Here is a 22,960-nt window from a genome sequence, read left to right as displayed (position 1 = left end):
GATGGCACCGAGTGCCACCCCTTGAGGAAGTGCAGCCGTGCAAGATCCGCTCATCTGAGCGCAACCCTTATCAAGGGTGGCGAGAATCACGCTGCCACAGCGGAGCGGATTTCACCATGCGGACGGGTGTCCGAACGACAAACGCGGACAAAGCGACGACCGGATGCGCGGGCGCAGACAAGGAGCAGGGTGGGGAGCGTGGGTGTCACACGCCCAGCGCCAGCAGCCGCTCCTCCACCCGCTCCGGCGCGTACAGGTGTTCCACGACCAGCGCTCCGGCCCCCACCAGCCCGGCCCGCTCCCCGAGCCGTGAGGTGACGACGTCCAGGTGGGCGGTGGAGCGCGGCAGCGCCCGCTGGTAGAGCAGCTCCCGCACACCGGTGAGGAAGGGCGTGCCCGCGAGGTCCCCGGCGATCATCAGCACACCCGGGTTGAGCAGGGTCACCACGGTCGCCAGGACGTCCCCGACCCGGCGGCCGGCCTCCCGGGCGAGCGCCGCCGCCTCCGGATGCCCGGCCGCCAGCAGGTCCCGCACGTCCGAGCCGCTGGCGGCCGGCACGCCCGTCTCGGCGAGCCGTCGGGCCACCGCACCACCGCTGGCGACGGCGGCCAGACAGCCGTACGACCCGCACCGGCACAGCGCCCCCGCGCCCTCCGGTACCCGGATGTGCCCGATGTCCCCGGCCCCGCCGTCGACGCCCCGGTAGATGGAGCCGCCGACCACCACGCCCGCGCCGATGCCCGTCGACACCTTGACCAGTATGAACGCCGAGCAGTCCGGGTGGCCGGCGCGCTGCTCCCCGTACGCCATGAGGTTGGCGTCGTTGTCGACCAGCACGGGAACGGGCGGGACGCCCGTGTGCTCGGTGAGGGCGCGGGCCAGGCGGCCTCTTATGTCGTAGCCGTCCCAGCCGGGCATGATCGGCGGCTGGACGACCCGGCCGGTCTCGCTGTCGACCGGCCCGGGGACCGCGAGCCCGATGCCGCACACCTCCTCCGCCCGGTGCCCGGCCTTCTCCAGCAGCTCGGCGAACCACCGGCCCAGCTCGCCGAGCACCGCGTCCGGGCCGCCCTCGACGGCCAGCGCGCCGGAGTGCTCGGCGAGTATCTCGCCGGTCAGCGTGAGGACGGCCGCGCGCGCGTGCCGGGTGTCGAGGTCGGCGGCGAGGACGACGGCGTGCGCGTCGTCGAACTCCAGGGTGATCGAAGGGCGGCCGCCCAGCGGGGAGTCGACCGGGCCCCCGGCGCCCTCACGCAGCCAGCCGGCCCGGAACAGGCGGTCCAGGCGCTGGCCGACGGTCGCCCGGGACAGACCGGTGACCTGCTGGAGGGCACCGCGCGTGGTGGCACGCCCGGTACGCACCAGTGCGAGCAGATCGCCGGCGCTCGCCTGACTCCGACCGCTCATGCGCACCCCCTTGTGCTTCTCAAGCCTGCATTACATAGTGAGTTTTGCGTGTTAAATAGACGTAACTCTACGGTAGCCACGGCCGAACCGGTCGGCCGGACGTCTTTCGGGGAGCCCCGAGTGGATCGCACTGCCCAGCTCGCCAACGACCGCACCGAGGGTGCGATCGCATACGGTCTTCCGTCGACGGCGGGACCGGGCGGAGCGCCGCCGGATCCCGCCGCCGGCGCCGCGCGCGTGCTGGAGCGCAACTGGACGGGCACGTCGACGGTGCCCTCGCGCAGCCTGTATCCGCACCAGTGGTCCTGGGACTCCGCGTTCATCGCGATCGGCCTGCGCCATATCTCGCCGTTACGGGCGCAAGCCGAACTGGAGACGCTGCTGTCCGCGCAGTGGGGCGACGGGCGCGTCCCGCACATCGTCTTCAACCCCTCCGTACCGTTCGACGCGTACTTTCCGAGCCCCGACTTCTGGCGCTCCTCGACCGCGGGGCGCGCTGCGGGCGCCCCGCGCACCGTACAGACCTCGGGGATCGTGCAGCCACCGGTGCACGCGCTGGCGGCCTGGCTGGTGCACCGCGCCGACCCGGGGCTCTCGCGCGCGCGGGGCTTCCTGCCCCGGGTGTACCCGCGGCTGGCCGCCTGGCACCGCTACCTGCTGCACCGGCGGGATCTGGGCGGCGGCGGGCTGGTGTCCGTGGTCCACCCCTGGGAGCAGGGCATGGACAACAGCCCGTGCTGGGACGCGCCGCTCTCCCGGGTCACCCCCGCACCGACCCGCACCTTCCGCCGCGCCGACCTCGCCCACGGCTCGCCCGAGGACCGGCCGACGGACCTGGACTACGGGCGGTACGTGCGGCTGGCGACGGAGTACCGCGACCGGGGGTACCGGGATGGGCTGGGCGGGGGCGAAAGGGACGGCGCGGGGGAGTTCGCCGTCGAGGACCCGGCCTTCAACGCCCTGCTCATCGCCTCCGAGCACGCGCTGGCCCGGATCGCCGGCGAACTGGGCGCGACCGCCACGGCCCGGCAGGCGCGCGCGGAGCGCCTCACGGCGGCGCTGGTGGAGCGGCTGTGGGATCCGGCGCGGGGGATGTTCTTCTGCCGGGATCTGCGGGGCGGCGGACTGGTCCCCGAGCGCGGCGTCTCCGGGCTGGTCCCGCTCCTGCTGCCCGGCCTGCCCGGCGAGGTGGCCACCGCGCTGGTCGGCACGCTCACCGGACCGCACTTCGGCCTGGGCGGGGCCACGCGGCTGGTGCCCAGCTACGACCTGCTCGGAGAGTCCTTCGACCCGCACCGCTACTGGCGGGGGCCGGCCTGGTTCAACACCGGCTGGCTGGTGGAGCGGGGTCTGCGGGCGCACGGCGAGCGGGAGCGGGCCGACGCCCTGCGGGAGGCGCTGGTGCGGACCGCCGGGGCGACCGGTTTCGCCGAGTACGTCGACCCGTACACCGGCGAGGCCTGCGGCGCGCTCGGCTTCAGCTGGACGGCCGCGCTCACGCTCGATCTGCTGCACGACTCCCCCGGGGCCGTCGTGTCCCCCGAGGGGGTCGGCCCGTTCGCCAGGAGTGGCTCGGACAGGAACGGCTTCGGCACGGACGGCTTCGGCAGGAACGCCTCCGGCCGGGACGGCTTCGGCACGGAGGCTTCGATCAGGGGTGACAAGGGAGGGGACCGGGGATGACCGACCGGCATCATCTGCTCGTGCACGGCGCGACGTTCGCCGCCGTGGGCGACCGGGGCGACATCAGCGGCGTCCGGGGCGGCGGCTTACCGGACGGGTTGTTCGTCCGCGACGCCCGGCACCTCAGCCGCTGGCAGCTCACCGTCGACGGCGCGGTGCCCGAGGTGCTCACGCCGGTCGCGGACGGGGACGGCGCGCGCTGCGTGCTGGTGCCGCGCGGCGGCCGGCAGGAGCCGCCCGCACACACTGTGTTCCGTGAACAGGCCGTCGGGGACGGCTCGTTCGTGGAACTGCTGCGGGTGACCAGCAACCGCCCGGTGCCCACCACGGTCCGCCTGGCGATCACCGCCGACGCCGACTTCACCGACCAGTTCGAGCTGCGCTCCGACCACCGCACCTACGCCAAGACCGGTGCCGTGCGTTCCCGCGAGGTCCTGGACGACGGGCTGGAGTTCGGCTACCGGCGCGGTGATTGGCGCTCTCGTACGACCATCACGGCCGATCCCGCGCCCGACGGCGTGGAGGAGACCGGCACGGGGGCCCGTCGGCTGGTCTGGAGCCTCGCTCTGGAACCGCACGGCACGGCCGAGTTGGTGCTGCGTGTGATCGCCCGGCCGCACGGCGACAAGCGGGCCCTCAGGGTGCCGCGCTCCCCCGCCGCACTGAACGAACGGCTCCTCGCGCTGGAGGGCGAGTTCCTCGAGGGGGTGGCCTTCCCGACCGGCTGGCCGGAGCTGGCGGCGGCCTGCGCCCGGGGCCTGACCGACCTGGCCTCGCTCCAGGTGCCGGCGACCGGGCCGGACGGGGAGGAGCTGCGCGTACCGGCGGCCGGCGCGCCCTGGTTCCTCACGCTGCTGGGCCGCGACGCCCTGCTGACCTCGCTGTTCACCCTTCCCTACCGGCCCCGGCCGGCCGCCGACACGCTGGTCGCGCTCGCCGCCACGCAGGCGACGGGGACCGCCGTGGACTCGGTCGCCCAGCCCGGCAAGATCGTGCACGAGGTGCGGCACGGGGAGCTGGCGTACTTCGGGCAGGTGCCGTACGGGCGGTACTACGGCTCGGTCGACGCCACCCCGCTGTTCCTCGTGCTGCTCGGCGCGTACGTCGAACAGACCGGGGACACGGCCCTCGCCCGGCGGCTGGAGCCGCACGCGCGCGCTGCGGTCGGCTGGATGCTCGACCACGGCGGGCTGACCTCGCGCGGCTATCTGGTCTACCGCGCCGACCGGGGCGGTCTGGCCAACCAGAACTGGAAGGACTCCCCCGGTGCCATCTGCTCGGCCGACGGCACCCGTCCGCACGGGCCGGTGACGGCGGCGGGGGCCCAGGGCTACGCGTACGACGCGCTGCGGCGCACGGCGTGGCTGGCGCGCACGGTGTGGGACGACGAGACCTACTCCGCCCTGCTGGAACAGACCGCCGCCGACCTGCGCGACCGCTTCCAGCGGGACTTCTGGATGGCGGAGCGGTCGTTCCCGGCGCTCGCGCTGGACGGGGAGGGCCGCCAGGTCGACGCGCTGGCCTCGGACGCGGGGCACCTGCTGTGGTCGGGGCTGCTGGACAAGGAGTACGGGGAGGCGGTCGGCCGCAGGCTCCTGGAGCCGGACTTCTTCTCGGGCTGGGGCGTACGCACACTGGCGGCCGGGCAGCCGGCGTACCACCCGCTGTCGTACCACCGCGGTTCGGTCTGGCCGCACGACAACGCGCTGCTCGCGCTCGGCCTGGCCCGCTACGGCCTGCACGACGAGGCCCGCACGGTCGCCCACGCCCTGGTCGACGCGGCGACGGCGACGGGCCACCGGCTGCCGGAGGTGCTCGCCGGGTACAGCCGCGGCACCCACGCCGAGCCGGTACCCTACCCGCACGCCTGCATCCGCGAGTCCCGCTCCGCGGCGGCCCCGTTGGCGCTGCTCACGGCGGTCGGGGGCGCCTAGGCCCTGTCCTGCTGAGGATTGACGAGCCGTTTGCCGGGTGTTTGCAAAGGGCCCTGAACAGGCGCCGGGGACGAACCGTACGGAATGGCGGCGGGCCCCTGCCTCCCCGCGTGGCCCGCCATCGCCGTCCACGGGCCCCGCACGGAAGGACCTCCGGGTTGCCTCAGCACACGAGCACCAGCCAGTCACCGGAAACGGACGGCGCCGCCGTCCGTCCGGAATCCGAGGGACCCGGGGCCGAGTCCGAGGCCGGGTCCGCGCCCCGTATCCCGGCCCAGGCACGGGGCACCAGCGCCGACGAGGCTCCAGCCGGGCAGGGCGCCACCGCCGAGGCGCCCACCCCGGAAACGGAAGCCGGCACCGGCCCGGACGCCGGGCACCCGCCCGTCTCCTCGGCCGACGACCGGAAGCCCGCGCCCGCGAAGGCGACGGCAGACGCTGCCGCCACCCCGGAAACCCCGCCCGCGGACGCCCCCGAAGCCGAGACCCACGAAGCCGCCGAGTCCACGCCCGCGCAGGAGGAAGCTGATCCGGAGCCGACGCAGGGGGTGGGGCACCCGTCCGCTCCCCCGGCCGACGGCCATGGGTCCGCGCCGGAGAAGGCATCGGGGAACGCGGCCGCCACCCCGGAAACCCCGACCGCGGACGCCCCTGAAGCCGAGCGCCCCGAAGCCGAGCCCCGTGAAGGCGGCCCCGAAGCCGGCGAGCCCGAGTCCGGGCAGGAAGCCGCGCCCGAAGGCACCGATCCGGCCCTCGGGGACGGCCGCGCGCAGGAGATCGCGTCGCCTCCCCGGCCGGCGCGGCGCACCTGGCCCGGCTGGAGCGGTCGGGCCCGGTTGCGCCGGCGGCGGGAGGCGTGGCGGGCGGCGCATCCCGGCGCCGCCACCGTGCTGTCGGTGACCGTCACCGTGCTGGCCGCCGCGCTGGTGGTGGCCGCGCTGCTGCTGCCGAACACCGTGGTGGGGCTCAAGCCGATGAAGTTCGCCCGGATACCCGCGGAGGCGATCATCGGGGCCGCCGTGATGCTGGCGCTGCCGCGCCGGCCCCGGATCGTGCTGGCGGCCGTCTCCGGGGTCGCCCTCGGCGCGATGACCCTGCTGAACTTCCTCGACATGGGCTTCAACCAGTACCTCGGCCGGGGCTTCAACCCCATCCTCGACTGGAGCCTGCTCGGTGACGCGGAGTCGTACCTGAACGACTCCCTCGGGAAGACGGTCACGATGGCCGCCACCGTCGGCGTCGTCGTCCTGGTGCTGCTGCTGTTCCTGCTGCTGGCCCTGTCCACGGTCCGGCTGAGCAACCTGCTCGCCCGGAACACCGGCTCGGCCACTCGGGGCACGCTGATCGCCGGCGTCGCCTGGATCACCTGCTCCTCCCTCGGCATCCAGTTCGGCGGTGTGCCGCTCGCCTCGGACCGCACCGCCTCCGCCCTGAAGCTCCAGGCGCACCAGGTCATGAACACCCTGCACGACGAGGCGGAGTTCGAGAAGGTCGCCAAGGTCGACGCGTTCGGCAACACGCCGGCCGACCAGTTGGTGCCCGACCTGCGCGGCAAGGACATGATCTTCACGTTCATCGAGAGCTACGGGCGCAGCGCCATCGAGGACCCGATCATGGCGCCCGGCGTGGACAGCACGCTGGACGCCCGGACCAAGGCCCTGGCCAAGGCGGGCTTCCACGCCAAGAGCGGCTGGCTGACCTCGGCGACGTACGGCGGCAGCAGCTGGCTCGGCCACTCCACCACCATGTCGGGTCTGTGGATCAGCAACCAGCAGCGATACCGCACGGTCATGGCCAGCGACCACCTGAGCCTCACCGACGCCTTCAAGAAGACCGGCGCGTTCGACACGGTCGGTGTGATGCCGGGCGTGCAGAAGGGCTGGCCGGAGCAGAAGTGGTACGGCCTCGACAAGGTCTACAACGCCTTCCAGCTCGGCTACAGGGGCCCGAAGTTCAGCTGGTCGACGATGCCCGACCAGTACGCGCTTCAGCAGTACCAGGAGCGGGTGCACAGCAAGCAGCCGGCCGACGGCAAGTCGCGGATGTCGCTGCTGATCCTGACCTCCAGCCACCAGCCCTGGGCGCCGATCCCGAAGATGGTCGGCTGGGACCAGCTCGGCGACGGCTCGGTCTTCAAGGGCATCGAGGCGGCGGGCAACAAGCCGGAGGACGTCATCGCCGACACCACGAAGTCCCGCGAGGAGTACGGCAAGTCCATCCAGTACTCGGTGACCGCCCTCACCCAGTGGCTGGAGCGCTACGGCAACAAGAACACGGTGCTGGTCTTCCTGGGCGACCACCAGCCCATCGCCCGGGTCAGCGGCAACCACGCCAGCCGTGACGTGCCGGTCGCCATCGTCGCCAAGGACCCGAAGCTGCTGGACAAGATCTCCGGCTGGAACTGGACGGACGGCCTGCGCCCCGCCCACGACGCCCCGGTGTGGAAGATGAGCTCCTTCCGCGACAGGTTCCTGACCGCCTACGGCTCGACCCCGCACCCGAAGACGCGCTGACCGGCGCGTCGTTCAGGACACGGCCGCGCGCTCGCTTCGACGTCGAAGCGAGCGCGCTTCGTTTCTCCGCGGGACGAGGTGCCGCGGGGACCGGCGGGCCCGCCTCAGCCGCCGGAGGTGTCCAGTTCCGCGTCCTCGCTCACGCCCGCGCAGTCGTACGGGTCCTTCAGCCAGCCGTCCGGCAGGACCACCCGGTTGTTGCCGGACGTGCGGCCACGGGGGCCCTCGGCGCCGGTGGGCCAGGGCTGGTCGAGGTCCAGTTCGTCGAGACCCGCCCGCAGCTCCTCCAGGGACGACGTGATCGCGAGGCGCCTGCGCATCTCCGAGCCGACCGCGAAGCCCTTCAGGTACCAGGCGACGTGCTTGCGGAAGTCGACCACGCCCTTGGACTCGTCGCCGATCCACTCGCCGAGCAGGGTGGCGTGGCGGACCATGACGTCGGCGACCTCGCGGAGGGACGGCCGCGCGATGTCCTGCTCACGCCCCTCGAAGGCGGCCACCAGGTCGGCGAACAGCCACGGCCGCCCCAGGCAGCCGCGGCCCACGACCACGCCGTCGCAGCCGGTCTCCCGGACCATCCGCAGCGCGTCCTCGGCCGACCAGATGTCGCCGTTGCCGAGCACCGGGATCTCCGGGACGTGCTCCTTCAGACGGGCGATGGCGTCCCAGTCGGCGGTGCCGCCGTAGTGCTGGGCGGCGGTGCGGCCGTGCAGGGCGATGGCCGTGACGCCCTCCTCCACGGCGATGCGTCCGGCGTCGAGGTAGGTGATGTGGTCGTCGTCGATGCCCTTGCGCATCTTCATCGTGACCGGCAGGTCGCCGGCGCCGGACACCGCCTCGCGCAGGATCGCGCGGAGCAGGTTCCGCTTGAACGGGAGGGCGGAGCCGCCGCCCTTGCGGGTCACCTTGGGGACCGGGCAGCCGAAGTTGAGGTCGATGTGGTCGGCGAGGTCCTCCTCCGCGATCATGCGGACGGCCTTGCCGACGGTCGCCGGGTCGACGCCGTACAGCTGGATCGAGCGCGGCTTCTCGGTCGCGTCGAAGTGGATCAGCTGCATGGTCTTCTCGTTGCGTTCGACCAGCGCCCGGGTGGTGATCATCTCGCTGACGAACAGCCCCTTGCCCTCGCTGAACTCCCGGCAAAGGGTGCGGAAGGGCGCGTTGGTGATGCCCGCCATGGGGGCGAGCACGACGGGCGGCTGGACGGTGTGCGGGCCGATCGGCAGGGGCGGCGTGGGCGTGGACATTGCCCCATTGTCACCCATCGGGGCCCGACCTCGGAGTAATAATTAGTTAGACGCACTATCGAAACCGGCGTACGATGGAACGCATGCCCGAGCTCAGCCACCGCCGACGTCTGCTCGTGCTCGCGATCTGCTGTATGAGCCTGCTGATCGTCAGCCTCGACGTCACCGCCCTGAACGTCGCCCTGCCCTCCATGCAGCGCGATCTGCACGCCACGACCTCCGGCCTGCAGTGGACGATCGACGCCTACACGCTGGTGCTGGCCTCGCTGCTGATGCTCGCGGGCTCCACCGCCGACCGGGTCGGCCGCAAGAAGGTCTTCATGACCGGCCTGACCGTGTTCGTGGCCGGCTCGCTGCTGTGCTCCCTCGCGCCCAGCCTCGACGCGCTGGTCGCCTTCCGCATGATCCAGGCGGTCGGCGGCTCCATGCTCAACCCGGTCGCCATGTCGATCATCACCAACACCTTCACCGACCCCCGCGAGCGCGCCCGCGCGATCGGCGTGTGGGGTGCGGTCGTCGGCATATCCATGGCCGCCGGCCCGCTGGTCGGCGGCCTGCTGGTGGAGTCGGTCGGCTGGCGCTCGATCTTCTGGGTCAACCTCCCGGTCGGCCTCGCCGCGCTCCTGCTCACCCTGCGCTTCGTCCCCGAGTCCCGCGCCCCGAAGGCACGCCGCCCCGACCCGGTCGGCCAGCTGCTGGTGATCGCCCTGTTCGGCTCGCTGACGTACGCCATCATCGAGGCGCCGGACTCGGGCACCGCCGCGGTGCTGCCCTTCGCGCTGATCGCCCTCGTCGCCCTGCTCGGACTGCTGTGGTACGAACCCCGCCGCGCCGAACCCCTCATCGACCTGCGGTTCTTCCGGTCGGCTCCGTTCAGCGGGGCCACGGTGATCGCCATCAGCGCGTTCGCGGCACTGGGCGGCTTCCTGTTCCTGTCCACCCTGTACCTGCAGAACGTGCGCGGCCTCGACGCCCTGCACGCCGGCCTGTGGATGCTGCCGATGGCCGTCCCGACGTTCCTGTGCGCGCCGCTGTCCGGACGGCTGGTCGGCAACCGGGGGCCACGAGTGCCACTGCTGGTCGCCGGGTTCGCCATCACCGTCAGCGGGGTGCTGTTCGCCGCGTTCGAGGCGGAGACGTCGAACGTCACACTGGTCCTCGGGTACGTGCTGTTCGGCATCGGGTTCGGCTTCGTGAACGCGCCGATCACCAACACGGCCGTGTCGGGGATGCCCCGTGCGCAGGCCGGGGTCGCCGCGGCCGTCGCCTCCACCAGCAGGCAGCTCGGGCAGACGCTGGGGGTCGCCGTGGTCGGCGCGGTGCTGGCGTCCGGGGTCGGCTCGTCCCCGTACCGGACCGCGTTCGTGTCGGCGGCCCGGCCGGGGTGGTGGATCCTCACGGCGTGCGGGCTCGCGATCCTCGCCCTCGGCGCGCTCACCAGCGGCCGCTGGGCCCGCGGCACGGCCGAACGCACCGCCGAGCGGCTTCAGTCCAACGAGGTCCGGGAGGCGGCCGGCGTCGGCTAGGCCCTGTCGTTTGGATCAGGCCGGCTGGAGATAACGGCGCCTTCTGAGCGGCCCGAGCGGGGTCTGGTGCGTGCAGCTGCAAGGCGGAGGAGGGCGACAACGCGATGGGGGTCCCCCCGCTCGAGCGAAGTCGAGAGTGGGGGAGTTGGCAACCGACGACAACGCCGCAGATGTGCGTGCCAGACCCCGCGACGCCGGGATGATCCAAACGACAGGGCCTAAGCCCGCTGTTCGAGGGCGAACGCGTACAGCTTCTCCACGCGCTCCCTGCTCTCCTCGTTCGTGGGGACGTAGGTGACCATCCGCGCCCCGAGCTCCGGGCTCAGCCACAGGTCCGTGTGGTCCAGGGTGAGCAGGCCGACGTACGGGTTGAGGAACTGCTTGGTCTTGCTGCGGGCGGCGACGACCTCGTACCGGTCCCAGTGCTCGCGGAACTCCGGCGAGGCGGCCTCCAGCCGCTTGAGCAGCATCTTCCAGGCGGGCTCCCCGAGGTGGCCGGCCATGGAGGCGCGCAGTTTGGCTGCCATCAGGCGCCTGGTCTCCTCCAGGTGGACCATCGCGGCCCGCCACTCCTCGTTGGTGTAGACGAGCAGCATGCAGTTGCGGTCCTCGGGCGGGACGGCGTCCAGGTCGCCCATCAGACGGGCGTAGGTGCGGTTGTAGGCGAGGATGTCGTACCGGCTGTTCTGGATGCAGGCCGGGACGGGCTCCAGCCGGCGCAGCAGCTCCAGCTGGGCGGGGGTGACGCCCGAGCAGTTCGAGGCGGGCGTGGGATCGGCGGCGCCGGCCAGCTGGAAGAGGTGGGCGCGTTCGCTGCCGTCCAGCATGAGGGTGCGGGCCAGGGCGTCGAGGACCTGCACGGAGACCTGGATGTCCCGCGCCTGTTCGAGCCAGGTGTACCAGGTGACGCCGACCGCGGAGAGCTGGGCCACCTCCTCGCGGCGCAGTCCGGGGGTGCGGCGGCGCAGCCCGCGGGGCAGCCCCACCTGCTCGGGGGTGATCCGCTCGCGGCGGCTGCGCAGGAAGGCGGCCAGCTCGTGGCGGCGGATGTCCGCACCCCTGTCCGGACCTGTGCCCGGGCCTGTCTCCGGACCTGGGTCCGGCCGGGTCGTGGTTTCCTGGGCCGTGGTCGTCATGTCACCAGCCTGCCGTGTTCCGGATCCTGTTGCCAGGTAGTGCTGGTACCAGGATGAGAAGACTCTGGTACCAGTCTGGGCGCGGGCGCAGGCTCGCACCATGACCGAAACCGTCACCACGCCCACCGTCCGCGCACCGGCGGCGCCACCCGCGCTCGGCCCGCTCGGACTGCTCACCGTCCTGCTGGGCGCGTCCCTGCCCCTCGTCGACTTCTTCATCGTGAACGTCGCCCTGCCCACCATCGGTACGGACCTGCACGCGGGCGAGGCCGTCCTGGAGCTGGTCGTCGCCGGGTACGGGGTGGCGTACGCCGTCCTGCTCGTCCTCGGCGGACGGCTCGGCGACCTCTTCGGCCGCCGCCGGCTCTTCCTGGGCGGCATGGCCGCCTTCGGCCTGACCTCGCTGGCCTGCGGGCTGTCGCCGGACGCCTGGAGCCTGGTCGCGGCGCGGGTCGCGCAGGGCGCGTCGGCGGCCGCGATGCTGCCGCAGGTGCTCGCCACCATCCAGGCGGCCACCGAGGGCCCCCGGCGGGCCCGTGCCATGAGCCTGTACGGCGCGACCGCCGGCCTGTCCATGGTGGCCGGCCAGATCCTCGGCGGCGTCCTGGTCGCCGCCGACATTGCAGGCAGCGGCTGGCGCTCGGTGTTCCTGGTGAACGTGCCCGTCGTGGTCGTCGGCCTGGTGCTGGCCGCCCGCGCCGTCCCGGAGACCCGCTCGGCGCGGCCCGAGCCGGTCGACGGCGTCGGCACCGTCCTGCTCGCGCTGTCCCTGCTCACGCTGCTCGTGCCGCTCACCGAGGGCAGGGCGGCGGGCTGGCCGCTGTGGACGTGGCTGTCGCTGGCGGCGTTCCCCGGTGTCGCGTCGGCGTTCTACGCGGTGGAACGCCGGGCGGACCGGCAGGGCCGTACGCCGCTGGTGCCGCCGAGCCTGTTCGCGCTGCGGTCGCTGCGCCGCGGGCTGGTGCTGATGGTGCCGTTCTCCATCGGTTTCAGCGGGTTCATGTTCGTCATCGCGGTCGCTCTGCAGCGCGGCGCGGGCCTCGGCCCGGTCCCGGCGGGGCTCGCGCTCGCCCCGATGGCGGTGGCGTTCCTCTTCGTCTCGCTCGCCGGGCCGCGTCTGGTCGCCCGCCACGGCGCCCGTGTCGTCACGTTCGGCTCGCTGGTCCAGGGGGTCGGCCTGGTGCTGATCGTGCTGGCCGCCTGGCGGGACTGGCCGGACCTGGGCCTGGTCGAACTCCTCCCCGGGGCGGCGGTCGCCGGCGCGGGTCAGGCGCTGCAACTGCCCGTCGTCATGCGGATCGTGCTGTCCGAGGTGCCGTCCGCCCGGGCCGGGGTCGGCGGCGGCGTGATGGTCACCACCCAGCAGTCCGCCCTCGCGCTCGGCGTGGCCACCCTGGGCACCCTGTTCCTGTCCCTCGTCCCCGGCCACGGCATGCGCGACGCCCTGGTGGCGACCCTGCTGGTGCAGCTGGCCGGAGTGGTCCTGACGGGCCTGCTCAGCCTGCGGCTGCCGCGCCGGGTGGGATGAGACCCGTCCGCGGCCGGTGAAGTCCCCGCGGCGGTACCGGCGCCCCGCGCAGGCCTGCTCACGGGGCCCGTCCGCGCACCCGCGGTGGCCGGACCAGCGCCCCGGTGCGCAGGTGTGTGGCCGGCTCACCTGTTGTCGCAGGCCTCTCGCGCAGCACCGTGAAGGCACCCCCTCCGATCCGGATAGCGGGGGTGCCGAGTTTGGGGGTGCTGGGAGAGATGACAACCATGAACGCCGTGCGACACCTCGAGCACGAGGTGCCGGACACCACCGTCGAGGAGTTGTGTGCCGAGCTGTTCGCACCGCTGCCGCGTGCCGACCAGCGGGGCAAGGGGGCGCAGTACCTGTACGGGCTGCTGACCGCCGACGGACGCAAGACGGTGCGCAACATCGCCGCCCATGTCGGGGGTGGTTCGGCCGAGCAGAGCCTGCATCACTTCGTGTCCTCGTCCACCTGGGACTGGACACCGGTACGGGCCGCCCTGTGCCGTTACCTGGAGCGGGTGCTGCGGCCCCGGGCCTGGGTCGTGCGGCCGCTGGTCATCCCGAAGGCCGGGCGGCACTCGGTGGGTGTGGCCCGGCGGTTCGTGCCCAGCCTCGGACAGGTGGTCAACAGCCAGGAGGCGCTGGGCGTCTGGGCCGCGAACGAGGAGATGAGCGCGCCCGTGCACTGGCGGCTGATGTGCCACGAGGAGCGTCGGCGTGCCGGTGCCGCCCTCGGGCTGCGCCGCCCCTGGGGCGAGCAGCCCGAGGGCGCCGACGCGGAGAGTGTCGCGGCCACCGCCATGGAGGTGCGCGAGTGGGCTCTGGGCACTCCCCGGCCCGTCGTCGTCGACCTTCCGGACTGCGACGCGAGGGCGCTCGCCCGGCTGTTCGCCGCCGAGCGCCTGCCGATGCTGACGGCGGTCAGCGGGGCCACCAGGCTGGTGATCGACGACCGGTCCCGGCTCCCCGGCGACACCGACCGAGAGGTCTCCGCACAGCAGTTGCTGAAGATGGTGCGGTCCCTGCGCCGGCCGGTCACGTGGTTCGACCCGCACCTCGGCCGCGACCGGACCAGCCTGGCGGCGACCGTGCAGGTCCGGCTGGCGCCCTCGTCGGAGCCGCTGCTGCTGATCGGCGAGTGGGACGATCCGCACGGCTGGCCCCGGCGGCACTGGGTCACGAACCTCACCGCCGGGCCCGTGGGCGCGCTGCTGCGGCTCACGAAGCTGGCGCTGCGCGCCGAGGCCGACTTCGAGCGGATCTCCGTCCCGGTCGGGCTCGTCGACTTCGAGGGCCGGTCCTTCAACGGCTGGCACCGGCACACCACTCTGGCGTCCGCCGCCCACGCCGTACGTGCGCTGACGGCGGCCCCGACCGACGGTGGGCTCGCCCCGGTGGACGGCCGGCTGCGCTCCGCCTGACGTCAGCCCCTCGCCCGGTCGGTCTGCCGGCGCTGCTGGTTCCTCTGGAGCACCCTCCGGGTGCGGTAGAGCTGCAGGGCGAGCTGCACCTCCAGCGCCTGCGCCGGTTCCTGCCACTTGTCCCCGAGGAGTTCCGTGATGCGTTCCAGTCGGCGGGAGACCGTATTGGGATGCACATGGAGTCGCTCCGCGGCGTAGGTGGGGCTGCCGCCCGCGGCGAAATACTCCTCCAGAGTGCGCGCCAATTCCGTGCGCTGCAGATTGTCGTAGTCGAGAACCGGGCCAATGGTGTTGCCGATGAAACCGCTTGTGTTGGGATTCTCGGACAACAGGAGCCCGAGGAAACCGAGTTCCTGCGGTGAGGCGGTGCTGCCTATGCCGCCGAGGGCCACCACGGCGTCCAGGCAGCGCTTGGCCTCCTGGTAGGTCCGGGCCACGGCGGAGGGGGTCTGGGCCGGGCCGGAGGTGCCCACCGTCACCTGCCGGTCGAGCACCGCCGTCAGTTCCCTGGAAAGCGCTGCCGCCGCGGCCTGGGGGTCGCCGCCCGGCAGCAGGAACACCAGGCAGTCCCCGACCGCGCTCTTGAGCCCGCCCCGCCGGTGCGCGTAGGCCGACGCCCACACCAGGGCACGGCCCTGGATGCCGCCCTCGGGGCGGGCGGCCACCACGACATGGGGCTCGTCCAGGTCGAGGCCCAGCCGCCGGGCCCGCTCGGCGACGTGCTCCAGCTCCGACGGCGTACCGCCGATCAGGTCCCGCAGCAGTTCGTCGCGGGCCTGGCCCTCGACGACGGCCGCACTGCGTTGCATCAGCAAAAGGACGGCGACGCACTGGGCGACCACGCCGAGGAGTTGCACATGGTGCTCCTCGGCCTGTTCGGGCGGCTTCAGGAAGAGGGTGCCGAGCATCTCCTCGCCGGCGATCGCGGGGGCCACCCACAGCCCGCCGGGCGAGCGCACCGGGCGCCGTTCGGCGTGCGCGTCGAGCGAGGCGCCGACGAGGTCGTCGGCGGCGGACGTCTCCGGGAAGTCGCCCACCACCACGAGTTCACGGTCCGCCGGGTCGCGTACGCTCAGCGGGCCGTCGAGTAACCGGGCTGCCTCCGTGGCGAGAACCTGCAGGTCACCGCCTGCGAGCACCAGGTCGATCAGTCGGCTGTGGGTGCTGCGCAGCTTCTGCGCGAGCAGCGAGGAGTCCCGCTCGCGCGTGGTGCCCTCGGCCAGTTCGGCGATCTCACGGCGGGTCCCGTCGAGCAGCCGGGCCTTCTCGATGGCGACGGCCACGAGGTCGGCCAGGGAGAGCATCAGGGAGATCTCGTCGGGCGAGAAGTGGCGCACGGAGCGCCCGGAGGCGTACAGGATGCCGAAGACCTGGTCGTCCTGCTGGAGCGGGACCGCCATCATCGCGCGCAGCCCCTCGGCACGGACGACCTCGTCGACCTCTCTGGAATGCGTGAACGTTTCATCCGCAAGGTAGTCGGCCGTCGAGAAGGGGCCCGTCTCCTTCATCGCCCGCAGCCCGAGCCCGCCCGTCAGGGGCACTCTGAAGCCCACGGTGATGGCGGATGCGTGACCGTCCGCGGCCCGCACCAGCGACGCGTCCTCCTGCGGCTCGTACAACGCGACCCACGACATGTCGACGCCGAACAGCAGCCGGGTGCGGCGGACGATCACCTTCAGCAGGGTGTCGAGCGAGTACGGCAGGGTCAGGTCACGGACGGTGTCGACGAGCGCGATCAGCCCGGCCTCGCGCTGCCGGCGGCGCTCGAAGAGGCCCCGGATCCGCAGGGAGAGGTCACGGGCCTGCTCCAGCTCTGCCAGCCGCTCGGGACCGGCGCCCTGCGCGCGGGCCTGCGCCACGACGTTGTCGAACTCGCCGGAGGGGGCTTCCCGGACGAGCAGTTCGAGCATTGTGAATGCACCTGCATTCGATGCGTCTGACGTCCGGATTTCCTGCACCGTGTTCGTTCCCCCCTAGGCCGAAACACATCGCTCGCAAAATGTAAGTTGAGCGCGACGGCCGGGTCAACCAGAACCCTGGTGCAACGCGCAGGTGAAACCGTACGGGCGGTGACTCGGGCACCACCGCCCGGGACCGATGGTGTCGCCTGAGCACCTTTCGACCTGTGCTCCCCACCGGCGAGTCTGACAACAGGTGCCGCGGTCGTGGCACCGCGGGCCGCACGGCGCGGCCCCGGCAGACTCTGGGGGAGATGGAATGTCGCAGGCGCAGCTGTTACCGAATGTCACGACTCCGGACACTTCCGCCGTCAGCAGTTACGAGCGGTCCATCGGCCGCAGCCGCATCTCGCGGACGCGTGCGGACCGGCCCCGCGTGTTCACCCTGTGCGACCGGGAGTGGGACCTGTTCCCCGAGGTGTTCGCACCGGTGTACTCGCCGTCCACCCGGGTCGCCATCGAGTTCCTGGACCTCGCCCGGCCGCACGGACCGCGGCGCGGCTCGTTCCTCGAAGTGGGGTGCGGCACCGGGGTGGTGGCGACGCTGGCCGCACTCGCCGGTCACGAGCGGGTGGTGGCCTCGGACGTGAACCTGATGGCCGTGGCGAACGCGGCCGTCAACGCCGAGCGGCACGGGGTCACCGGCCGGATGCGCGCGGTGCACAGCGACCTGTTCGCCGACCTGTCGCCCGACGAGCGCTTCGACGTGGTCTTCTGGAGCTCCAACTACGTGCTCGCACCCGAGGACTTCACCGTCGAGACACCGCACGAACAGGCCTACGTCGACCCCGGCTACCGCACCCACCGCCGCTACCTGGAGCAGGCCCCGCTGCGGACCACCGCGACCGGCTCCGCGCTGCTGCACTTCAGCGACCGCGGGGACGTGGCCGCGCTGCACCGCATGGCGGACGAGTGCGAACGCGAACTCCGGCTGCTGGCGGCCCGCCGGGTCCGCGAGACGGAGTACGGCGACGACATCGTCGAGCACCTGCTGTACGAGATCGTGCCGCAGTCCCGCTGAGCAGTTCCGCGAAGAACCTCGAAGACCTCCACGACCAGCGACGAAGGGCCTGAGGAACCAACGTGCGTACGCTGCTCATCGACAACTACGACTCGTTCACGTACAACCTCTTCCACCAGCTGACCGAGGTCAACGGCCGGGAGCCGGAGGTCCTCAGGAACGACGACCCGACGTGGCGGGCCGGGCTGCTCGCCGGCTTCGACAACGTGGTGATCTCGCCCGGCCCCGGCACCCCGCACCGCGCCGCCGACCTGGGGATCTCCGCCGAGCTGGTGCGGCAGTCCCGGCTGCCGCTGCTCGGGGTGTGCCTCGGGCACCAGGCGATCGGGCTGCTCCACGGTGCGTCCGTGCACCGGGCGCCGGAGCCCCGGCACGGGCGGACGTCGGCGGTGCTGCACTCCGGTACCGGCCTGTTCACCGGGGTGCCCTCCCCGATGGAGGTGGTGCGCTACCACTCGCTCGCGGTGAGCGCGCTGCCGCCGTGCCTGGAGGCGACCGCGTGGGCGCCGGACGGCGTGCTGATGGGGCTGCGGCACCGGACGCGGCCGATGTGGGGGATCCAGTTCCACCCCGAGTCCATCTGCACCCGTGACGGGACGCGACTGCTGCGGAACTTCGCCGAGTTGAGCCGCCCCTACCAGCGTCGCCGCGCACGCCGGGCACACCGGTCCGCGGGCACGGCACCGGCGGCCGCGGTCCCCCGGGTGCGCCGGCTGCGGGTGCTGGTGGAGCGGATGCCGACGCGCTGGCACGACGAGTCCGCGTACGCCGTGCTGTTCAAGGACGGTGACCACGCGTTCTGGCTGGACAGCAGCCGGCCGGACGAGCGGCGGGGGCGGTTCTCCGTGATGGGGGACGCCTCGGGGCCGCTGGCGCGGGTGGCGACCGCGGACGTGTCCAGCGGGACGGTGACCGTGCGTTCGGCGGCGGGCACCGAGATGTCCGCCGGGCCCTTCCTGGACTGGCTCGACCGGGATCTGCGCGGGATGCGGACCGAGGTGCCCGCGCTGCCGTTCGCGTTCGCGCTCGGGTGGGTCGGCTACCTCGGCTACGAGCTCAAGGCGGAGTGCGGCGGTGAGGCGGTGCACCGGTCGCCGGATCCGGACGCCGTGACGGTGTTCGCGGACCGGGCCCTGGTCCTCGACCACGTCACCGGGACGACGTATCTCCTGGCTCTCGCGGAGGACGGTGTCGCGGGCAGCGAGGAAGGCGCGCGGGCCTGGCTGGCCGCGGCGCGGGCGAAGCTCGAGGAGGAGGCGGCGGGCCGGCCGCCGGAGCCGGCCGGGCCGGCACGTGCGGGCGGTACGGCGGACGGCGGTGACGGCGACGGCGACGGCGACGGCGAGGGTCTGATCACGCTGCGGCACGACCGGGCGGCGTACCTGGACCTCGTCGCGGCCTGCCAGGAGGAGATCGCCGCCGGGGAGACGTACGAGGTGTGCCTCACCAACATGGCCGAGGTGAAGGGGAGTTACGACCCCTGGCAGAGCTACCTCAGGCTGCGTCGCGGGCACCCGGCGCCCTTCGCGGCGCTGCTGCAGTTCGGCGGGACGCAGGTGCTGAGCACCTCGCCCGAGCGGTTCCTGCGGGTCGGGGCGGACGGAGTGATCGAGTCCGAGCCGATCAAGGGCACCCGGCCGCGGGGCGCGACGGCGGCCGAGGACGCGGCACTGGTGGCCGATCTGAGCGCCGAGGAGAAGGACCGCGCGGAGAACCTGATGATCGTGGACCTGGTCCGCAACGACCTGGGGCGGTGCGCGGTGCCCGGGTCGGTCGAGGCCGACGACATCTTCCGGGTGGAGACGTACGCGACCGTGCACCAACTGGTGAGCACGGTGCGGGCGCGGCTGCGGGACGGGCTCGGGGCGGTGGACTGCGTCCGGGCGGCGTTTCCCGGCGGGTCGATGACCGGGGCGCCCAAGGTGCGGACGATGCGGATCATCGACCGGCTGGAGGGCGGGGCGCGGGGGGTGTACTCCGGGGCCATCGGTTATCTGTCGCTGACCGGGGCGGCGGACTGGAGCATCGTCATCCGCACGGCCGTCGTCACACAGGACCGCGTGCGCTACGGCGTCGGCGGCGCCGTCATCGCCCTGTCGGACCCGGTGGCGGAGTTCGAGGAGACGGCCGTGAAGGCGGGCCCGCTGATCGCGTTGACCGGGGCGGAGTTCCCCGGACGGGAACGCGTGGGCGGGTCGGCCTGATCCACCTCGGCCTCGCCCTCGAACGCCTTACGGGCTCAGGACCGGCAACCGCCGCCGCGGGTTCCGACCCGCGGCGGCGGTGCCCGTTCGGCACCGCCGTGCCCGTCCCGTGCCCCTGACCGGCCCGCTCCCGTCAGCTCTCGGTGCGTACCGGCGGCACGCACTCGGTGGTGGCTTCCTCGAGTCGGCGTGTCGTCTCGTCCATGTCCACGCCCCACGACACCAGCTCCTTCAGGGCCTGGGCTCCCTCGGGGGCCGTGCCCATCAGGGCCTCGCCCGCCAACTGGGCGTGGGCGGCGGCCTCTTCCAGCCGGGCGACCGTGAAGACGTGCGCCGTGTTCGCCCCGACCAGCGGGGCGACCTGTCCCGGTGTCGAGTCCGTCCAGAGCAGCAGCGGGAGCTGGGCGCCGCCCGTGCGGATGACCCGCCACCAGTCGCTGCTGAGGCGGTCCTCGCGCATCCCGTACAGACATCGGGCCGTCGCCACCGCCGCGGTGTCCCGGGCCGTGTCCGCCCGGGCGTTGCGGACGGCGTCCAGCCGTGCGTTCACCGCCGCGTCCAGCGGGCCGACCGGGACCGAGACCACCGAGGTGATCTCCTGCAGCGGCAGCCCGGACGCCAGCGCCCGTTCCATGCCCGCGAAGAAGGCGTCCAGGACCTCCCCGTACCGCTCCACCGAGTACACGGGGCCGGCGTGCACCCCGATCCCGAGGGCGAGGCAGTCGCGCAGCGCCATGAGCCCGGCCGGGTCGGTGGGCAGACGTACCAGCAGGTTGGTGCGGCCGACCCCCTCGTACAGATCCCGGGCCGCGGCGACGAGGTTCTCGGCACCGGTTCCTCTCCCCCGGCAGGCGGTCACGGACACGTGCCCGTCGCGGCCGTCGGTGTCCAGGTAGACGGGGAGCAGCGCGTCGCAGACCCGGTGCAGCGTGGCGGACGGGACCTCGGCGAGGACCGCGCCGGCGACGAGCCGCCGGCGGGCCAGATGGCTCAGTACGTCGACGACGGAGTCGGCGGAGTCTGCGCCCCCGTCGGCCCCGTCGGCCGACAGCCACGGCGCGACCCCTTCGGCTGCCAACTGGTGCAGCATGGCACTGGCTGTTCGGCTGATCATAAGTTCCAAGCGTAGGACGCCCCGAAGCACCCGGCACGCGTCCGCCGGCAAGATTGTCAAGTCGGCCTCGGGCGTGTCGGCGACGGCCGTGGCGGCGCACTCCGTATTGCCTGGCTCTTTTCCTCTCCGGCGACTCCGTCACCTGCTCGCGCATTTCCTCGGCAGTACCTGACTGAAAATGTGCGACCTGACGAAGTGGCCTTTCTTCGATGGAGATCCCACGGCGGAACTTCACACACTCGACGGCGCAGTCATGCCGGGCGACCGTGAGAGCACTGGAGGTGCCACGTGCAGCAAGTCGCACTATGGAAATCACTGCCCGCAGACCAACAACCGGACTGGCCCGACCGGAGTGTTCTGCTCCAGGTCCACGAGGAATTGCGCGATTCTCCCGCCCTGGTGCGCGGTGCGGACGTGGCGGCGCTGCGCGCGCTGCTCGCCCGCGCCGCCGCGGGTGAACTGCAGGTGGTGCAGACGGGCGACTGCGCGGAGGATCCGGCCGAGGCGACGCCCGGCCACGTGGCGCGCAAGACCGCACTCCTCGACGTCCTCGCCGGCCTGATGAAGGCCCGCTCGCACCGCCCCGTGATCCGTGTGGGCCGGCTCGCCGGGCAGTTCGGCAAGCCGCGCTCCAGCCCCTACGAGATCGTCGGCGGAGTCGAACTGCCGGTGTACCGGGGGCACATGGTGAACGCCCCGGAGCCCGATCCGGAGCTGCGCCGGCCCGACCCCAAACGGCTGCTGACCGGCTATCAGGCGGCCGCCGACGTGGTCGAGCTGCTCGGCTGGGTCGGCGACAGCAGCCCCCCGAGCGTCGAGGCGCCCGTGTGGACCAGCCACGAGGCGCTTCTGCTGGACTACGAGTCGGCCATGCTGCGCTCCGAGCCGGACGGCTCGTTGCTGCTCACCTCGACGCACTGGCCGTGGGTCGGCGAGCGCACCCGGCGCCTCGACGGCGCGCACGTCGCGTTCCTGGCCGCGCTCTCCAACCCGGTCGCGGTCAAGGTCGGGCCGACGATGACACCCGGGGAACTCCTCGAGCTGTGCGCGCGCCTGGACCCGCAGCGGGAGCCGGGGCGCCTGACGCTCATCTCGCGCATGGGCGCGGGGAAGGCCGCCGAGCGGCTGCCCGCCCTGGTGCGCGCGGTGCGCGTGGCCGGACATCCGGTGATCTGGCTGTGCGACCCGATGCACGGCAACACGGTGACCACGGCACACGGATTCAAGACGCGTTATGTGGAATCCGTCGTGCGGGAGGTGGAGGAATTCCAGGACGCGGTTCCCGCAGCGGGCGGAGTGGCCGGCGGACTCCATTTGGAAACCACCCCCGACGAGGTCCACGAATGCGTCACCGACGCCTCCTGCGCCGGTGAGATCGGTGAAAAGTACACCAGTTTCTGCGATCCCCGGCTGAATCCGCGTCAGGCATTCGACGTCGCGTCCGTCTGGCGTGTCTGAACGACCGGCCGCGATCACGGCCGAAAAAGGAGCCAACCGTCATGCAGGAAAAGACCGCTCTGGTCACCGGTGCGGCCGGGGGCATAGGGACGGCGGTGGTGGAGGCGCTCGCGGCGCAGGGCGTCAAGGTGGCCGCCGTCGACCGCGACCCCGACCGGCTCGACGTCCTCGTCAAGGAAGCCGCCGAGCGGGACCAGGTCGTCCAGGCCTTCCTCGGTGACGTCACCTCCAGCGCGCTGGTCGAGGCGCTGGTCACCGATGTCGAGGAGAGGCTCGGGCCGATCGACTACCTCGTCAACGCGGCCGGCGTGCTCCGGCTCGCCGAGGCGCGGGCCCTGACCGACGAGGAGTGGAGCGTCACCTTCGCCGTCAACACCACCGGTGTCTTCTTCGTGTCGCGCGCGGTGGTCAACCGGATGGTGCCCCGACGGCGTGGTGCCATCGTCACCATCGCCTCCAACTCGGCGGGCACCGCGCGGACCGAGATGTCGGCGTACGCCGCGTCCAAGGCCGCCGCGACCATGTTCACCAAGTGCCTCGGCCTGGAGGTGGCGAAGTTCGGCATCCGCGCCAACATCGTCGCCCCCGGCTCCACCGACACCCCGATGCTCTCGGCCATGTGGAGCGACCAGGGCAGTGCGCGGGCCTCCATCGACGGGGTCCCGGAGGCGTACCGGGTCGGCATTCCGCTGGGGAAGCTGGCCCGTCCCACGGACGTCGCGAACGCGGTGGCGTTCCTGCTGTCCGACAAGGCGTCCCACATCACCATGCACGACCTGACGGTGGACGGCGGGGCGGCCCTCGGCGTCTGAGCCGCTTCCACC

At 72.7% G+C, this 22,960-nt stretch carries 15 protein-coding genes; 10 read left to right on the top strand and 5 right to left on the bottom strand.

Going from position 1 to position 22,960, the window contains the following annotated elements; all coding sequences use genetic code 11:
* Positions 1 to 205: 205 nt before the first annotated feature.
* Complete coding sequence (locus ACFY0F_RS02035) at positions 206 to 1,408, bottom strand: ROK family protein (RefSeq protein WP_388787465.1); 1,203 nt, start codon at positions 1,406 to 1,408, stop codon at positions 206 to 208.
* A 120-nt stretch (positions 1,409 to 1,528) separates the two neighbouring features.
* Here ACFY0F_RS02035 and ACFY0F_RS02030 point away from each other — a divergent pair, with 120 nt between their 5' ends.
* From ACFY0F_RS02030 to ACFY0F_RS02020, 3 genes are all read left to right on the top strand, one after another.
* Complete coding sequence (locus ACFY0F_RS02030) at positions 1,529 to 3,091, top strand: hypothetical protein (protein ID WP_388787462.1); 1,563 nt, start codon at positions 1,529 to 1,531, stop codon at positions 3,089 to 3,091.
* Positions 3,088 to 5,025 carry a glycogen debranching N-terminal domain-containing protein gene (locus ACFY0F_RS02025; protein WP_388787459.1) on the top strand — a complete coding sequence of 646 codons (1,938 nt, stop codon included), beginning with the start codon at positions 3,088 to 3,090 and terminating at the stop codon, positions 5,023 to 5,025. The genes ACFY0F_RS02030 and ACFY0F_RS02025 overlap by 4 nt, the downstream gene beginning before the upstream one ends.
* An 896-nt stretch (positions 5,026 to 5,921) precedes the next feature.
* Complete coding sequence (locus ACFY0F_RS02020) at positions 5,922 to 7,538, top strand: CDP-alcohol phosphatidyltransferase (RefSeq protein WP_388789142.1); 1,617 nt, start codon at positions 5,922 to 5,924, stop codon at positions 7,536 to 7,538.
* 104 nt (positions 7,539 to 7,642) lie between these two features.
* On the opposite strand, the gene dusB is transcribed toward ACFY0F_RS02020, so the two are convergent.
* Complete coding sequence (gene dusB, locus ACFY0F_RS02015) at positions 7,643 to 8,785, bottom strand: tRNA dihydrouridine synthase DusB (protein WP_388787456.1); 1,143 nt, start codon at positions 8,783 to 8,785, stop codon at positions 7,643 to 7,645.
* An 83-nt stretch (positions 8,786 to 8,868) separates the two neighbouring features.
* Here dusB and ACFY0F_RS02010 point away from each other — a divergent pair, with 83 nt between their 5' ends.
* Entirely contained in the window at positions 8,869 to 10,311 is a 1,443-nt protein-coding gene (locus ACFY0F_RS02010) for an MFS transporter (RefSeq protein WP_388787453.1), read from the top strand.
* A 218-nt stretch (positions 10,312 to 10,529) separates the two neighbouring features.
* Here ACFY0F_RS02010 and ACFY0F_RS02005 read toward each other — a convergent pair whose 3' ends face one another.
* Positions 10,530 to 11,447 (bottom strand): helix-turn-helix transcriptional regulator, encoded by a 918-nt coding sequence (locus ACFY0F_RS02005; RefSeq protein ID WP_388787449.1) that lies wholly within the window; start codon positions 11,445 to 11,447, stop codon positions 10,530 to 10,532.
* Between the two features lie 100 nt (positions 11,448 to 11,547).
* On the opposite strand from ACFY0F_RS02005, the gene ACFY0F_RS02000 reads away from it, so the two are divergent.
* Positions 11,548 to 12,975, top strand: a complete 1,428-nt coding sequence (locus ACFY0F_RS02000) for an MFS transporter (protein WP_388787447.1) — start codon at positions 11,548 to 11,550, stop codon at positions 12,973 to 12,975.
* Positions 12,976 to 13,202: 227 nt separating this feature from the next.
* On the top strand, positions 13,203 to 14,381 hold the full coding sequence (locus tag ACFY0F_RS01995; protein WP_388787445.1) for an IS701 family transposase: 1,179 nt from the start codon (positions 13,203 to 13,205) through the stop codon (positions 14,379 to 14,381).
* Between the two features lie 2 nt (positions 14,382 to 14,383).
* Here the strand turns inward: ACFY0F_RS01995 and ACFY0F_RS01990 are convergent, their stop codons facing one another.
* Positions 14,384 to 16,291 carry a helix-turn-helix domain-containing protein gene (locus ACFY0F_RS01990; protein ID WP_388787442.1) on the bottom strand — a complete coding sequence of 636 codons (1,908 nt, stop codon included), beginning with the start codon at positions 16,289 to 16,291 and terminating at the stop codon, positions 14,384 to 14,386.
* A gap of 307 nt (positions 16,292 to 16,598) precedes the next feature.
* Between ACFY0F_RS01990 and ACFY0F_RS01985 the strand changes: the two genes are divergently transcribed.
* Both ACFY0F_RS01985 and pabB read left to right on the top strand, forming a co-directional pair.
* On the top strand, positions 16,599 to 17,360 hold the full coding sequence (locus ACFY0F_RS01985; protein ID WP_388787439.1) for a methyltransferase domain-containing protein: 762 nt from the start codon (positions 16,599 to 16,601) through the stop codon (positions 17,358 to 17,360).
* A gap of 62 nt (positions 17,361 to 17,422) precedes the next feature.
* The gene (pabB, locus tag ACFY0F_RS01980) at positions 17,423 to 19,564 is read left to right on the top strand and encodes an aminodeoxychorismate synthase component I (protein WP_388787436.1); all 2,142 of its coding nucleotides are present in this window, start codon (positions 17,423 to 17,425) and stop codon (positions 19,562 to 19,564) included.
* Between the two features lie 133 nt (positions 19,565 to 19,697).
* Here the strand turns inward: pabB and ACFY0F_RS01975 are convergent, their stop codons facing one another.
* Positions 19,698 to 20,678 carry a transaldolase family protein gene (locus ACFY0F_RS01975; RefSeq protein ID WP_388787434.1) on the bottom strand — a complete coding sequence of 327 codons (981 nt, stop codon included), beginning with the start codon at positions 20,676 to 20,678 and terminating at the stop codon, positions 19,698 to 19,700.
* Positions 20,679 to 20,966: 288 nt separating this feature from the next.
* Between ACFY0F_RS01975 and ACFY0F_RS01970 the strand changes: the two genes are divergently transcribed.
* Positions 20,967 to 22,136, top strand: coding sequence for a 3-deoxy-7-phosphoheptulonate synthase (locus ACFY0F_RS01970; RefSeq protein ID WP_388787431.1), 1,170 nt, complete (start codon positions 20,967 to 20,969; stop codon positions 22,134 to 22,136).
* A gap of 41 nt (positions 22,137 to 22,177) precedes the next feature.
* Entirely contained in the window at positions 22,178 to 22,948 is a 771-nt protein-coding gene (locus ACFY0F_RS01965) for a 2,3-dihydro-2,3-dihydroxybenzoate dehydrogenase (protein ID WP_388787428.1), read from the top strand.
* Positions 22,949 to 22,960 lie beyond the last annotated feature (12 nt).

The organism is Streptomyces sp. NPDC001544, from assembly GCF_042894285.1.
Lineage (GTDB): Bacteria > Actinomycetota > Actinomycetes > Streptomycetales > Streptomycetaceae > Streptomyces.
This window is presented reverse-complemented; position numbering and strand designations above follow the sequence as displayed.

Bases quoted from the DNA above. Each gene is read 5' to 3' on its own strand.
- ACFY0F_RS02035 (WP_388787465.1), bottom strand. From the start codon at position 1,408: ATGAGCGGTCGGAGTCAGGCGAGCGCCGGCGATCTGCTCGCACTGGTG.
- ACFY0F_RS02000 (WP_388787447.1), top strand. From the start codon at position 11,548: ATGACCGAAACCGTCACCACGCCCACCGTCCGCGCACCGGCGGCGCCA.
- ACFY0F_RS02010 (WP_388787453.1), top strand. From the start codon at position 8,869: ATGCCCGAGCTCAGCCACCGCCGACGTCTGCTCGTGCTCGCGATCTGC.
- dusB (WP_388787456.1), bottom strand. From the start codon at position 8,785: ATGTCCACGCCCACGCCGCCCCTGCCGATCGGCCCGCACACCGTCCAG.
- ACFY0F_RS02005 (WP_388787449.1), bottom strand. From the start codon at position 11,447: ATGACGACCACGGCCCAGGAAACCACGACCCGGCCGGACCCAGGTCCG.
- ACFY0F_RS01990 (WP_388787442.1), bottom strand. From the start codon at position 16,291: ATGCTCGAACTGCTCGTCCGGGAAGCCCCCTCCGGCGAGTTCGACAAC.
- ACFY0F_RS01995 (WP_388787445.1), top strand. From the start codon at position 13,203: ATGAACGCCGTGCGACACCTCGAGCACGAGGTGCCGGACACCACCGTC.
- ACFY0F_RS01985 (WP_388787439.1), top strand. From the start codon at position 16,599: ATGTCGCAGGCGCAGCTGTTACCGAATGTCACGACTCCGGACACTTCC.
- ACFY0F_RS01975 (WP_388787434.1), bottom strand. From the start codon at position 20,678: ATGATCAGCCGAACAGCCAGTGCCATGCTGCACCAGTTGGCAGCCGAA.
- ACFY0F_RS02025 (WP_388787459.1), top strand. From the start codon at position 3,088: ATGACCGACCGGCATCATCTGCTCGTGCACGGCGCGACGTTCGCCGCC.
- ACFY0F_RS01965 (WP_388787428.1), top strand. From the start codon at position 22,178: ATGCAGGAAAAGACCGCTCTGGTCACCGGTGCGGCCGGGGGCATAGGG.